Source organism: Dyella nitratireducens (assembly GCF_014642835.1).
In the GTDB taxonomy this organism is placed as follows: domain Bacteria; phylum Pseudomonadota; class Gammaproteobacteria; order Xanthomonadales; family Rhodanobacteraceae; genus Dyella_B; species Dyella_B nitratireducens.
Genome location: NZ_BMJA01000004.1, coordinates 186,845 through 201,262 on the forward strand (window position 1 = coordinate 186,845; position 14,418 = coordinate 201,262).

Annotated in this window: 7 protein-coding genes and 1 riboswitch; of the genes, 4 read left to right on the top strand and 3 right to left on the bottom strand. The window is 60.8% G+C overall.

Annotation, left to right across the window (positions count from 1 at the left end; genetic code table 11):
- Window positions 1-87 precede the first annotated feature (87 nt).
- Both IEX75_RS19655 and IEX75_RS19660 read left to right on the top strand, forming a co-directional pair.
- A complete protein-coding gene (locus IEX75_RS19655; protein ID WP_229720979.1) occupies window positions 88-1,956 on the top strand; it encodes a M48 family metallopeptidase in 1,869 nt (622 codons plus the stop codon).
- A gap of 136 nt (window positions 1,957-2,092) precedes the next feature.
- Complete coding sequence (locus IEX75_RS19660; RefSeq protein WP_188796940.1) at window positions 2,093-2,851, top strand: hypothetical protein; 759 nt, start codon at window positions 2,093-2,095, stop codon at window positions 2,849-2,851.
- Window positions 2,852-2,889: 38 nt separating this feature from the next.
- Here IEX75_RS19660 and IEX75_RS19665 read toward each other — a convergent pair whose 3' ends face one another.
- Both IEX75_RS19665 and gcvP read right to left on the bottom strand, forming a co-directional pair.
- Window positions 2,890-5,784: a sensor domain-containing protein gene (locus IEX75_RS19665; RefSeq protein WP_188796941.1), complete on the bottom strand. Its 2,895-nt coding sequence runs from the start codon at window positions 5,782-5,784 to the stop codon at window positions 2,890-2,892.
- A gap of 307 nt (window positions 5,785-6,091) precedes the next feature.
- Window positions 6,092-8,977 carry an aminomethyl-transferring glycine dehydrogenase gene (gene gcvP / locus IEX75_RS19670; RefSeq protein ID WP_188796942.1) on the bottom strand — a complete coding sequence of 962 codons (2,886 nt, stop codon included), beginning with the start codon at window positions 8,975-8,977 and terminating at the stop codon, window positions 6,092-6,094.
- Between the two features lie 39 nt (window positions 8,978-9,016).
- A riboswitch (glycine riboswitch) is annotated at window positions 9,017-9,126 on the bottom strand.
- A 137-nt stretch (window positions 9,127-9,263) separates the two neighbouring features.
- Here gcvP and IEX75_RS19675 point away from each other — a divergent pair.
- Both IEX75_RS19675 and IEX75_RS19680 read left to right on the top strand, forming a co-directional pair.
- Window positions 9,264-9,683, top strand: a complete 420-nt coding sequence (locus tag IEX75_RS19675; protein ID WP_188796943.1) for a VOC family protein — start codon at window positions 9,264-9,266, stop codon at window positions 9,681-9,683.
- 446 nt (window positions 9,684-10,129) lie between these two features.
- The gene (locus IEX75_RS19680; protein WP_188796944.1) at window positions 10,130-11,134 is read left to right on the top strand and encodes a hypothetical protein; all 1,005 of its coding nucleotides are present in this window, start codon (window positions 10,130-10,132) and stop codon (window positions 11,132-11,134) included.
- A gap of 73 nt (window positions 11,135-11,207) precedes the next feature.
- Here IEX75_RS19680 and IEX75_RS19685 read toward each other — a convergent pair whose 3' ends face one another.
- Window positions 11,208-14,324 (bottom strand): WD40/YVTN/BNR-like repeat-containing protein, encoded by a 3,117-nt coding sequence (locus tag IEX75_RS19685; RefSeq protein ID WP_188796945.1) that lies wholly within the window; start codon window positions 14,322-14,324, stop codon window positions 11,208-11,210.
- Between the last annotated feature and the right edge of the window lie 94 nt (window positions 14,325-14,418).

A 14,418-nucleotide genomic window follows, 5' to 3' on the forward strand; every position in this document is an offset into this window, starting at 1 on the left:
GCGAAGACATCAAACAGGCTCTAACTCGGGGGCGGGATGGACTTTTTTGCGGAACAGGCACGCGTAAGGGAAAGCACCCGTATATTGGTGTTGCTTTTCATCGCGGCAGTGCTTGCCATCGTCGCAGCGGTGGATATGTTGGTGCTGCTGGTTGTCGGCCCGTGGGTGAAAGCTACGCACGCATCATTGCTGACCATCAGCACGATCGCTGTGCTTGGGCTGATTGCAGGCTGTGCGGCGTATCGCATCAGCAGCCTTTCCGGCGGCGGCAAGGCGGTGGCGGAGGATGTCGGCGGAGAGTTGGTGCCGCCGGATACGCAAGATCCGGCGTTGCGCCAATTGCGCAATGTTATCGAAGAAGTGGCGATTGCTTCCGGCACACCCGTGCCGGATATCTACTTGTTGCCGGATGAGCCAGGCATCAATGCCTTCGCGGCCGGCTATTCGCCCTCCGATGCCGCCATCTGCGTGACACAGGGGTGTTTGGACAATCTGACGCGTGACGAATTGCAAGGCGTCATCGCTCACGAGTTCAGCCATGTGTTGAATGGCGACATGCGGCTCAACATTCGCTTGATGGGATTGCTGTTCGGCATCATGGCGCTGTCGATCATCGGTCGGCAGATGACGTGGTCGCGAGGCAATATCGGTATCTGGAATAGCGAGGACGACCGCAACAGACCATCGGCCTGGTTCCTGGTCGGCATCGCATTGATGGCTATCGGTTCGATCGGGCATTTCTTTGGCCGCTTGATTCAGGCTGCGGTGGCGCGATCGCGCGAGACGCTTGCCGATGCATCGGCCGTGCAATTCACCCGGCAGACGAGCGGTATTGCCGGTGCGCTGAAGAAGATCGCCGTATTGGCGGAAGGTTCGCGTTTGCAAGTCACGAACCGCCATGAAATCGCGCACATGATGCTTGGCGATGTGGATCACTTCAGTGCGTGGTTCGCTACGCATCCGCCTTTGATGGCGCGCATTCGCCTGTTGGAACCCTATTTCCGCGAGCAGCAGTTGGAACAGCTCAAGACAAAGGTCCAGGCGTCTTCGGCCAAACATAATGACGACGCACAGGCTGCAGCGCCCCGTGAACTGCCGCCACTGCAGTGGCCTGGCCAGGTGGTGGGAGCGGCGGCGGTGGCGGCGCAGGTTGCCGCGACGCCTCAGGCTGCCCAAGCAACGGAAGCTGCTCCGAACGTCACGATCTCTTCGCGAGAAATATTTACCCGCTTGAGGGAGGCTGTCAGGCAGCCGGAATCCGCGCTTGCCATCTCACTGGTACTCGCTACGTCCAGGCACGCCGAGCTTCAAGCGAGACAGGCAAGGGTGGTCGCCAATGCCTTTGGCGATGATGTGCAATCGGCCGTGGGCGAATTCGCGACAGAGGTGAACGCGCTGCCGCCGACTTCACACATGCCTCTGTTGTCGCTTGCCTTTCCAGCACTCAAGCAACTGCCGCAAGGGCGCCAGCAAACCTTGCTGGAAACACTCGATGGTGTGGTCAGTATCGATCCGCAAGTGGGTCTGGACGATTACTGTCTCGTGCGATTGCTGCGGATGCATTTGCTTGAAGCCTGCAAGCCACGCAGTGCGCCGGTCGATGGACAGAAGAAGCTGCCTGCATGCAGGGACAGTGTGTCGCTTGTCTGTGCCGTCGTTGCCACGTATGGCGCCAGCGATGACGCTGCAGCCCGCCGGGCGTGGCTGCTGGCCATGAATCAGGCATTCCCTGGAGCTGCCGCTACATGGCAGACCTTGCCGTTGGAATGGCAGGCTCATTTTGATCGCGCACTGGATGATTTGGATCGCTTGATGCCCGCGGCCAAGGAGATCGTCATCCAGAGTTTGCTGAGCGCGATTCGCGCGGATGGTGTTGTGACGCCGGCAGAGTCGGAGTTGTTGCGCGTCATCTGTGCGAGCCTGCATTGCCCCGTGCCGGCGCAGGCCGGCGTGTAGGCATATCATTTGCCTGTCATTCCGGCCTTCGCCCGAATGACGTCGCAGCAAGCCCTATGCTTGTCATCGTTATGCGCCATGGATCGTTTATCGTGGCACTGCGTTTTTATTCTTCATGGATACAGGGAAAGTTTGCATGTCCAAGAGATTCTGGAGCACCACCATCGCCTTATGCTTGAGCATGCCGATTGCAGCATGGGTTCAAGCGCAGGAACCCCAAACCCCTGCGTCGTCAAGCAGTGCCGGCTACGTGCCCACCGATGCGGACCTTGCCGCCGCACACTGCGTCATCGGTGAAGAGCGTTTCCTGCCGGGTGACTATTACTACTGCCTCGGCGGTCTCACCTACGGCCAGCACAACTACGGCCAATCGGTACGTTTCTTCACCACGGCCGCGAGCTGGGCCAGCAAACCCGCGCAATATGTGCTGGCCGTGATGGCGCTGAACGGCGATCACCAGCCACGAAATCGTGCGCTTGCGTTGGCATGGCTTGCGCTCGCGTCGGAGCGGCCGAATTCGCGCTTCCAGGCGCCTTACGAAGAGCTCCATAAGGTATCGACCCAGGCCGAGCGCCGCGCTGCGGATGATCTGCTGGAAAAGATGCGGCCGATCTACGGTGATGCGACCGCCACCAAGCGCGCCGAGGAACGCTACATCGAGGGCATGAAGTGGCTGGCACGCATGAACATGGGCAACAATCAGGTCTGCCTGGAAGGCATGTCGACGCTCGATCGGCAGACGGTCGATCCAGCCAATTGCCCACCGGTACAACAAGTGGTCACGACGATTGACCGCCAGGCTGACACCGTCTTCGAGGGATGGACAGGACACGTCACGGTAGGGTCGTTGCGGCAGGTCGATGCGCCTGCCAAGGCAGCCGGCGGCAGCAATTAGCCAGTAGGTTGGGGTGCAAACCCCAACATGGCCATGCCTCAGCCCCCCGATCCGACACCGCTTTGCCCGGCGACACGCGTAGCGCGAAAGTAGTTTTCTACCGCTCGAAACGGCAATGCTTCCGAAAGGTAATGGCCCTGCAAGCCATCGCATCTCATCTCCGTCAGAAGCATCGCCTGCGCATGGGTTTCCACGCCTTCGGCTGCGACTTCCATATCCAGTTGGTGGGCAAGCATCACGATGGTGCGGACGATCGCGGCATCCCTGGTTTCACCTGGCAGATGACGGACAAAGCTCTGGTCCATCTTCAGTTTGTCGATCGGGAACAGGCGCAGGTACGAAAGGCTGGAATATCCCGTGCCGAAATCATCCAGTGACAGGCGCGTGCCGAGGTTCTTGAGGCTGGTCAGCGTGTGCCGGGCGCGCGTCACGTCTTCCATGACGGAACTCTCGGTCATTTCGATTTCCAGCATCGCCGCCGGCACCGCGTGTCGTTGCAGCGCTTCGCTCACGCGCTCGGCGAGACCGGGGCGCTTGAGCTCCTGTACCGACACGTTGATGGCGACGGTGAAATTGCCATGTCCTTGATCGAGCCACGTGCGCATTTGCTGGCAGGCAGTATGGAGCACCCAGTCGCCGATCTCTGGCATCAGTCCAAGTGCTTCGGCGATCGGGATAAACCGCCCCGGCAGCAGGAACCCCAGCCGCGGGCTGTTCCAGCGCAACAACGCCTCGAATCCCGTTAATTCCAGATCGGCAGCGCGGTGTTGCGGTTGATAATAGAGTTCCAATTCACCGCGCTTTACGGCGTCGCGCAGATGAGATCCAAGCGTAACCCGGTCTTCCAGTTCGATCATCTGCGCGCGGGTAAGCTCTGCCACCTGGTCTCGCCCATCGCGCTTGGCCTGGATCATCGCCGCTTCGGCACGACGCAGCAGTTCCTCGGGAGTGCGCCCGTGATCAGGAAAACGGCTGATACCAACGCTGGCGGTAAGCAGCAGACGATAATTCTCGCCCTCAAGCGGCTCGGCAATGACCGTGCGTAGCTTTTCCGCCATGACACGAGCACCGGCTGGATCGAGGCCGATGATGGCTATGACGAATTGGTCCCCGGCAAAACGCGCGACTTGTCCCAGATGTTGCACCACGGATTGGAGACGAACGGCGAGGCACTTAAGTACGTCATCTGCGGCCAGATGGCCGACCGATTCGTTGACGACGCGAAAGCGGTCCAATCCAATGGCGAAGACGGAAACAGGTGGCGCCCCATCGTGCAGAATCTTGCCTAGCTCCTGTTCGAACAACGGATGATTCGGAAGCCCCGTGATGGCGTCGTGCGATGAGGCATAGGCAAGGTTCGCCTCCATCTGGCGGCGCTCGGTGATATCGCGCGCGACGGCGTAGACCAATCCATCGGGCGCCGCGAAGGACATCCACTCCAGTACGCATTTCTTGCCGTCCTTGCATCCACAACCACTGACAAATTCGTGAATACTGTGTCCTGCTTCGTTGAATAACGGCTCTCGGCTGTCGGCGTGAAATAACTCGCGATAGGTTCGGCTGGCAAGCTCCTCAGTGGAATACCCCGTAAGCCGCTGCAGGAACGGGTTGAACTGCACCAATCGCTCGGTAGCTGGATCGATGATGCAGAACAACTCCAGCGACATTTCGAAGAAGCTGTCGCGCACGCGAAGACGGTTGATGAGGCGCGCACTTTCGATCGCCACGCCGGCCACCGGTACCATCCGGTCGATGCTCTCGAGTTCTTCTTGCTGCGGTTCGCGCTTTTCGCGGTAATACACGGCGAAGGTGCCGAGCACCTGGCCGCCGCTGCCGAAGATGGGTGTGGACCAGCACGCCATGAGCCCATATGCCAGAGCCAGTCCTTTGAATTCTTCCCAATAGGGATGGGTGGCGATGTCTGCTACGACGACGCGTTCGCGGCGCCAGATTGCTGTTCCGCAGGAGCCTCGCTTGTCGCCAATGGCCAATCCATTCAAGGCGGCGTTATAGGCGGTGGGAAGACTTGGTCCAGCACCGTGAAGCACGTAGCTCCCGCTTTCATCCAGCAGCAAAATGGAGCACAGCGCGCCGGGATTGAGTTCTTCGTGCAAGCGTGCAATCCGTTCCAGACTGTCCATGAGCGGATGTTGTGCAGCCACGCCTACCAGAATGTCATGCTGTCCTATGGCAAGCCGTTGCGCACGCTTGCGGTCGGTAATGTCTTGGCAGGTACCGAGCATGAGAACCGGCTGCCCGTGGTCGTCCACATGAACCGCGCCACGACTGAGCAGGGTGCGCATGGCACCGTTCGGATGAACGATGCGCTCTTCGAATTCGTAGGGCTGATGGTCTGCAAGCGACTGCTTGATGATACCCATGACTCGCGCGCGATCGTCTTCACACACGCGTGCCAGATAACCTTCGAACGTCGCCTCGTGTTCGCCGGGGGATATTCCGTAGATGCGATAAAGCTCGTCGGACCACGTGACGCGATTGGTCGCAATGTCCCACTCCCAGCTGCCGAGATGCGCAATCTCCTGCGCGCGGGCAAAAACTTGCTGATCGTGCTGCTGTGTTTGGGTGGCCAGCTTTTGCTCGGTGACGTCTCGAAAATAAATCGTTGCGCCATCGCCAGCCGGATAAATGCGGTACTCAAGCCATCGTTGGCGAGACGGAGCCAGGATGCTCAACGATACCGCTACCTGGTTCTTCACGGCTCTTTCACATGCCTGGCGGATGGTCTGGCCGATGCCGTCTGGAAACTCGGTTCCCACACGCTTGCCGATGAGTTCCTCGGCATCGCGCCCCAGCAATGCACAGGCCTGGGTATTCAGATAGGTATAGCGCCACTGCTCGTCGACCGCCGCAAGCGCTTCGGAAATGCGTTCGAAGACCTGGACTGGGTCAAAACCCCAGGATGAGGTGCTCATAGCACGGTAGCCTTCCCCATAAAGGCTCGGGTTTGTAGGTTCAGATTACGCTGGCGACGACAACCGCCGCAATGCCTGGGGAAGGTAGCGCATCGATTGTCGTTTCCATCTATGGTTTCGCGTCACTACGGCGTTCACATAGATGACACATAGTTCTGGGGTAAAGCTAAGAAAGTCGCATGGCAAGATCAAAATGCCTGCGACATGCATGGACAACCTTGGTGTCCTGGGTGTCAGTCGCGCATAGTGTCCAACCTACAAAAAACCCCGCATTGAGCGGGGTTTTTGCAAAGGATGACAGGGTGGCTTACGCCTCTGCCTCTTCCTTGTACGCATCCACCGGAATGCACGCGCACATCACGTTCTTGTCGCCGTAGACGTTGTCCACACGCGCCACCGGCGACCAGTACTTCTGCAACTTCAGGCTCGGCAGCGGGAAGGCGGCCAGCTCGCGCGGGTAGGCATGCGTCCACTCCGTGCCGGTGACCATGGTGGCGGTGTGCGGCGCGTTCTTCAGCGGATTGTCCTCGCGATCCAGGCGGCCGTCTTCGATCGCGCGGATTTCGTCGCGGATCTGGATCATCGCGTCGATAAAGCGATCCAGCTCATACATTGATTCGCTTTCGGTCGGTTCCACCATCAGCGTGCCGGCCACGGGGAAGCTCAGCGTCGGCGCGTGGAAGCCGAAATCGATCAGGCGCTTGGCCACGTCTTCGGCACTGATGCCGGTGCTGTCCTTGAGCGGGCGCAAGTCGAGAATGCACTCGTGCGCCACCAGGCCGTTGCGGCCGGTGTACAGCGTTTCGTAATGCGACGCCAAACGCTTGGCGATGTAATTGGCATTGAGCAGCGCAACCTGCGTGGCTTTGCGCAGGCCCTGCTGGCCCATCAGCGTGACGTACATCCAGGAGATCGGGAGGATGCTGGCGCTGCCGAAGCTCGCTGCGCTCACCATGCCGACTTTGCCTTCACCGCCCAGCGTGCGCGGCAGGAAGGGCGCGAGGTGCGACTTCACCGCACACGGGCCGACGCCCGGGCCGCCACCGCCATGCGGAATGCAGAAGGTCTTGTGCAGGTTGAGGTGCGAGACGTCCGAGCCCCACTTGCCCGGCTTGGCCAGGCCGACCAGCGCATTCATGTTGGCGCCGTCGGTGTACACCTGGCCGCCGTGCTGGTGCACGATCTCGCAAATGCGCACCACGTCTTCCTCGAACACGCCGTGCGTGGAGGGGTAGGTGATCATCAGTGCGGCGAGGCGATCGGAATATTTCTCGGCCTTGGCGCGGATGTCTTCGACGTCAACGTTGCCGTTGCTGTCGCACTTGGTGACCACCACCGTCATGCCGCACATCTGGGCGGAAGCCGGATTGGTACCGTGTGCGGATTCCGGAATCAGGCAGATGTCGCGCTGATCTTCGCCCCGCGAGCGGTGGTAGGTGCGAATGGCGAGCAGGCCGGCGTATTCACCTTGCGCACCGGAGTTCGGCTGCAGGCTCACCGAGTCGTAGCCGGTGCATTCCACCAGCATCGCTTCCAGCTCATCGATCAGCTGTTTGTAGCCCTGCGTCTGGTCGCCGGGTGCGAGCGGGTGGATGCTGGAGAATTCCGGCCACGTCACCGGAATCATCTCTGCGGTGGCGTTGAGCTTCATCGTGCAGCTGCCCAGCGGGATCATCGTGCGATCCAGTGCAAGGTCCTTGTCGGATAGCGAACGCATGTAGCGCAACAGCTCGTGTTCGCTGTGATGCGTGTTGAATACCGGATGTTGCAGGAAGGCTTCCTTGCGCAGCAGTGCGGCGGGCAGTTCGTCCGGCGTGGTGGTGTTTGCTTCGTCGATATCGACGATCTCGGCGCTGAACAGTGCGGCCAGCGCCATCACGTCGGCGCGCGTGGTGGTTTCATCCAGGCTGATGCCCACGCTCTGGCCGTGGATCTGGCGCAGATTCAGCCCGGCGCTGGCGGCCTTGGCGTGGATCGCATCCGCATCGACGTTGGTGATGTGCAGCGTATCGAAGAAGTCGCTGCTTACCGTCAGGCCGGCGCGGCGCAGTGCAGCGGCAAGAATGGCGGCAAAGCGGTGCGTGCGGTATGCAATGCGCTTCAAGCCATCCGGGCCGTGGTACACCGCGTACATGCTGGCCATCACTGCCAGCAGCACCTGTGCGGTGCAGATGTTGGAGGTGGCCTTTTCACGGCGGATATGCTGTTCGCGCGTCTGCAGCGTGAGGCGGTAAGCCGGCTTGCCTTCCGCATCCACCGATACGCCGATCAAGCGTCCCGGCATGGAACGCTTGTAGGCATCGCGGCAAGCAAGGTACGCCGCGTGCGGGCCACCGAAGCCGAACGGCACGCCGAAGCGCTGGCTGTTGCCGATCACGATATCGGCGCCCCACGAACCGGGCGAGGCGATCAGCGTCAATGCAAGCAAATCCGTGGCGACTGCCACGATGCCGCCGCGTGCATGGACTGCATCGGCCACGGCGCGATAGTCGCGGATCTGGCCATACGTATTCGGGTACTGCAGCAGCACGCCGAAGCTATCCACACTGGATGCTTCCGCCGGTTCGCCCAGATGCAGCTCGATGCCGATGCCGTCAGCGCGCGTATGCAGCACTTCCAGCGTTTGCGGATGTACGTCGTTGGCAACGAAGAACACGTTGCTCTTGGACTTCGCCGAACGCTTGGCCAGCGTCATCGCTTCGCCTGCCGCGGTGGCTTCGTCCAGCAGCGAGGCGTTGGAGATGTCCATGCCGGTGAGGTCGGCCACCATGGTCTGGAAGTTGATCAGCGCTTCCATGCGGCCCTGCGAGATCTCCGCCTGATACGGCGTGTATGCCGTGTACCACGCGGGGTTCTCAAGAATGTTGCGCAGGATGACGTTCGGCGTAAGCGTGCCGTAGTAACCCTGGCCGATGAAGTTCTTGAACACCTTGTTCTTGCGCGCGATGGTGCGGATCTTCGCCAGCGCTTCTTCTTCCGTGATGCTTGCCGGCAACGCCAGCGGCGCCTTGGATTTGATCTGGCCGGGCACGATCGCGTCGGTCATCGCTTCGAGCGAGTCGTAGCCGATCGCGTGCAGCATCTGCGCGATTTCGGCATCGTTGGGGCCGATGTGGCGCTCGATGAAAGCGTCGTGGTGCTCGAGATCGCGCAGCGAGGGGGAAGCCAAGGGAGATGAAGGTGCTTGAGTCATGGGCAAGGGCGTCCGAAGAAAACGTGCAGGCCGCACGCGGGGCGCCCCTCTGTCCTTTTGCCTGAGAGTTTGGAAGCGCCGGGTTCGATAAACCCTGTCTTCGTGCCCCTTCGGCGCCGGATTCAACCGGTCTCTCCAGAGTCTTGGGTAGATGGCGGTATGGGGCCTGAGCGATTACGGGCGTTGCGCCTTCGGCAGCGGGTATTTGCCCGCTTCTCCCACCATGTACGTCAAGGCGGTGATTATATACCTCGCACCACCACTCATAGCGGCGAGATCAGAAAATATGAACAAGCCACCTTTCCGCCTCGAGCAACTCGACCACATCGTCCTGCGCGCCTACGACATGCCAACCATGCAGGCGTTCTATTGCGACGTGCTTGGCTGCACCGTTGAGCGCCGCCAGGACGAGCTCGGCCTGGTGCAGCTACGCGCCGGCCATTCGCTGATCGACCTGGTCAGCATCGACGGCAAGCTCGGCCGCTACGGTGGCAAGGGGCCAGGAACGGAAGGGCACAACATGGATCACCTGTGCCTTAGCGTGGCCGGTTACGACGAAACCGCCATCGTGGCGCACTTGAAGGAGCATGGTGTGCGGGTAGGTGAAATTGGCAGCCGTTATGGCGCCAAGGGCGAAGGCCCTTCCATTTATCTCTTTGATCCACAAGGCAACATGGTGGAGCTGAAAGGGCCGCCGATCAGCTAGCCGATTAATGTACTTGGCCGATACATACGTATGCTTTAAAAAAGCATGGGCCATAGGTCATGCATTTAACGTTTGTGATCTGGTTCTCGCTATAATGCGCGCTTCCCAGGGCGCGTGTGCCTGCTTGCCGTCCCCACGGTGCAGCGCATAAGCGAGTGCAATCCAGCGAAGCAATTCCCCCTCTGGCATTCGCGACGGATTTCACGATGGCTTTCGATGCATACGGATCTCGCCATGAACGCGTCGGCGTTCGTGCCGAATGATTCGGTTCCAGCAAATCGAGCTGTTCCTGGCGCAAGGAGTTTGAGGCATCGGCCGGCTTTCCCCACCGGCTGATCCGTTCACCGCGAAGGTATTCGCAAGGCTGTCTACAGCGTGTAGGAGCGTTTGCTCCTGCGCGCGTGGCCGCGTTTGGCCATGCGTGGGCAAGGCAACGGGATTCTTCAATGCGCCGGGTAGCGGCTTGGGTGGCCGTGCGCCCGCAGTTCGAGGATGTCGGTGTGTGTGAATCGGATAGTTCGACTCGTTCATTAAATGGCGGCACGGTGAATATCGCTCACGTTTCCGATCGCGAAGTGGGTCGTTTGCTCAGCGACTTGCCGTCGGCGCATGGTGCCCACACCATGCAGGATGGCCGTGCGTGGAAGCGCCGCTTGTACGATCCCGCCAAGCGGGCGCGACGCGCTTTGCGTGTGGTGCGGCATATTCGTTTCGTGTACTTCGCCCACGTCGATGACGACAGTCTGTATGGCGATTACCACCATGAACTGGTCACGGCCGAAGTGCTGATGGATCGCGTGCTGGCGGCACGCGCGTCCGGCATGAAGGCGGTGCATCCGCAGGTTCACGGCGAGGTGGAAGAGCGGCTGTTCAATCGTCCGCCGCGCGGCAGCTTTATGCAGGTCACGCCTGAATATATCCGCTGGTACGGGCGTGATGGCGTGCGTCGTGCGGAACCGATGGTGCGCGAAGAGCTGGCCATCGAACTGATGGGCGAATATGCCTACGGCTATAACGATGCACTGGATATCGCCACCAACAACTCCGGTGCGCTCACGCGCGTGGATCAGGCGTGGCTGCTGGCCCGCGCAAAAACGCCGATCTATTGCCGGCCCTTGCATGCCACTGAATTTCATCGGCTGGCGTGCGCTATCGAAGGTGCTTACCACGTGCCGTCGAATGACGCGAGCATCGTGAAAGCCAATACCGAGATTGCGCGGCGCGCCGCGGCAGTGCTTGGCACCGTGATGGACGAATTCGTGGAAGCACCGTTCCAGACGCCGGCGCTGGCGGACGTGTTTGCGGAATTTCACCGGGCGCATCTGTTGCGCGTAGCGCATGCGCGCCTGGCTGGTTTGCAGCCGATGCCGGTGACCGGCGTGCTGGGTTGGTTTTCCGCGAAGCGCGCGCGGATTTATGCGGAAGTGCAGGCGCGGTTGGCGGCGCGATAGACCGTAGGTTGGGGTGCAAACCCCAACATTGCCATGCCTGTACGGATCGCGATGTTGGGGTTCGCACCCCAACCTACAGCGTGATCACCTTTTGTCCGGCCGCTTTCAACTTGTCGTTGAGTGCGGCCAATTCCTGCTGCTTCAGCTTTTGCCATTCACCAAGCGTCGCATCCAGCGTCTTCGATAGCGTTGCATAAGACGTCTGCGAATCCGAACTCGGATCGGCGTCAGCTCCATCCACGGCAGCGAGCAGCTTTTCCAGATTCATCGACAAACTGCGCAGGCTGTCGGTGCGACGAGGATCCGATCCCATGGAATTGCGCGGATCGGCATGCAATGGCACGCCGGACACATCGGAGGCATGCGCCATCAACGCCGCAATCTGATCATGCAAGGCGCCGCTGGCGTGCGACTGCCGATCATCCAGCGCTTGCAGCAACTGTTTCGCTTCCGCGCTAGCCTTGGCCGCTTGCCCGGCTGACGTCTCCACCCTGGTAGCCAGTTCAAACTCGCGCTGCATCGCCGCCACCGAAACGGTCACGCGCGGATCTGGCTTGATGGTCAGCGGTTGCCGGTGGCTGTGCCCGTCGACGGTCAGCTCCACCGTGTAATGGCCGGGTACTGCCCATATGCCATCCTTCTGATGGCGGCGTCCTTCTTCGCCCTTGCCGGCATAGCGCAGATTCCACACGAAGCGATGCATGCCTGGCGTAGTAAGCAGCGGCGTCGGAATCGGCACCCATTCCGGCGCGAATTCCAGTTTCGCCGGGTCGAGCATCGGCGGCTTGTCGTCGCTGCTGAAGCTGCGCACCTTGTTGTTCTGCGCATCCAGGATCGTCAGCGTGACCGGGCCTTTGACGTGCTGCGGCAAGGCATAGTCGATCATCGCGCCATCCGGTGGATTGGCCGCCAGAGGTTCGTCCTTCGGCATCGGTGTGCCGGTGAACTCGGGATGGCGCACACGGTAGGCATCCTGCGGTTTGAACAGCGTTACCGCTTGCGCGCTCGTGTCTTCTGCCTGGCGCAGCGCCGTCACGTTATCCATGATCCAGAAGCCACGGCCGTGCGTGGCGATGACCAGGTCATCCTGATGCACATCGATATCGCGCACCGAGGTCGACGGCAGGTTCTGCTGCAGCGGCTGCCAATGCGCGCCGTCGTCGAACGACACGAACATGCCTTTTTCAGTGCCGGCGTAGAGCAGGCCTTTGCGCACCGGATCTTCGCGCACCACATTGACGAAGCAGTTGGACGGAATGCCGTTGTCGATGCGCTGCCAGCTCTTGCCGCCATCGGTGGTGCGGTAGATGTAGGGTGCGTCGTCATCGAGACGATGACGGTCGATGGCGAGATACGCCACGTCAGGACTGAAATGCGAGGGCTCGATGCCACCCACTTTCGACCATGGCGTCAGTGCACTGGGCGTGACATTGCTCCAATGCGCGCCTTCATCGTCGGTACGCCAAACCAGCCCATCATCCGTACCGATCCATAGAGCCTTCGCATCGAGCGGGGAGGGCGCAATGGTGTAGATCACGCCGCGTTGCTTGTCGACATGGTTGTCGTCGGCGGCAGTCGGCGCATCGAGGTTGGGCGGCACGCCTGCGTCCTGGCGCGTGAGGTCAGGGCTGATCGGCGCCCAATGCTCGCCGCCGTCCGCCGTGCGGAACAGGCGTTGGTTGGCGAAATACAGCACCTTGTGATCGCGCTTGGAGAACTGCAGCGGCAGCGTCCAGGCCACACGGTAATGTGCAGCGGGATAGGCCAGCGTGGGATCGACGCTGCGTACCTGCTCGGTGCGCATGTCGAGCTTGTCGACACGTCCGCCATAGACGATGTCGTGATCGTCCGGATCGGGCGCGATCATGTCGCTTTCGCCACCCGGCGTGAGTTCGTGGAACTGCTGCATGGTGATGCCGTCATGGCTGCCACTGCGGCTGGGCAGCGACACCGCGCCGGAATCCTGCTGTGCGCCATACACCCAATACGGGAAACGGTTGTCGGTGCTGACGTGATAGATCTGCGCCGTCGGCTGGTTGTACCAACTGCTCCACGTCGCGCCGCCGTTGAGCGTGATCAGCGTGCCCTGGTCAATGCCGAGAATCTGCCGGCTCGAATCGGTCGGGTCGATCCACATCTCGTGGAAATCGTCGCCGGTCGGGTCGCCTTTCAGCGCGATGAATTGCTTGCCGCCATTGTCCGAGCGCAAGACGATGGTGTTCATCACATAGATGCGATCGGCGTTCTTTGGATCCACCGTCAGGCGGTCGAAATACCAGCCACGCTGCCAGATGCGCTGATCGTCAGTGACATGTTTCCAATGAGCGCCCTCATCGTCGGAGCGGTAGAGGCCGCCTTCGCCATTGGGTGCATCGATCAATGCATAGACGCGCTTGGGATCGCTGAGTGCAGTCGCCACGCCGATGCGACCAGGATGCGCCGCAAAGCCGTTGCCTTGGACCGGGGTCCAATGCGAGCCGCCATCGTGGGACACATACAAGCCGCTGCCTGGCCCGTTCGAAGGCGGATACACGCTCCACGGCGGACGGCGCGTCTGCCAGAGCGAGGCGTAGATCGTGTTCGGATCATCCGGCTTGAACGCCATGTCGATTGCACCGGTGTCGTTGTCCTTGAACAACACTTTCTCCCAGTGCTGGCCGCCGTCGGTGGAGCGAAACACGCCGCGTTCCGCATTCGGACCATAGGCATGGCCCAGGGCGGCAACGTACAGACGGTTGGGATCATGCGGATCGACCAGGATGCGCGCGATCTGCCGGCTATCGTCCAGGCCGATGTGGCTCCAATGCTTGCCGCCGTCGGTGGATTTATACATGCCATTGCCATGCGCAATATCCGAGCGCATGTCTGCTTCGCCGGTGCCGACATACACGGTATCCGGTTGCGATGGTGCCACCGCGATGGCGCCAATCGAACCAACGTGCTCCGCGTCGAAGATCGGCTGCCAGGTGCGGCCGGCATCGTTGGTCTTCCACACGCCACCGTCGACGGCGCCGAAATAGAAATGCCGGTCATCGCCGGGAATGCCGGTGACGGCCAGCACGCGGCCGCCGCGGAAAGGGCCGATCAATCGCCAGTGCAGATCCTGGAACAAGGACGGATCGACGGTGGCGTGAGCGGCAAGGGCTGTGGTGATGCCGAAGGCGAGTAGAGCAAGACGGCGCAGTTGCACGGGGCGGTATCTCTTGCAGGGAGAGGTTTACTCCCTCTCTCTTCCGGGGAAAGGATGGGGTGAGGGGACACACTCGCCTCAAGCGTGCTCATGT

What these genes read in the sequence shown, in the direction of transcription:
- IEX75_RS19675 (WP_188796943.1), top strand. Translation starts at nt 9,264, where the DNA reads ATGAACAAGCCACCTTTCCGCCTCGAGCAACTCGACCACATCGTCCTG.
- IEX75_RS19660 (WP_188796940.1), top strand. Translation starts at nt 2,093, where the DNA reads ATGTCCAAGAGATTCTGGAGCACCACCATCGCCTTATGCTTGAGCATG.
- IEX75_RS19665 (WP_188796941.1), bottom strand. Translation starts at nt 5,784, where the DNA reads ATGAGCACCTCATCCTGGGGTTTTGACCCAGTCCAGGTCTTCGAACGC.
- gcvP (WP_188796942.1), bottom strand. Translation starts at nt 8,977, where the DNA reads ATGACTCAAGCACCTTCATCTCCCTTGGCTTCCCCCTCGCTGCGCGAT.
- IEX75_RS19680 (WP_188796944.1), top strand. Translation starts at nt 10,130, where the DNA reads ATGCGCCGGGTAGCGGCTTGGGTGGCCGTGCGCCCGCAGTTCGAGGAT.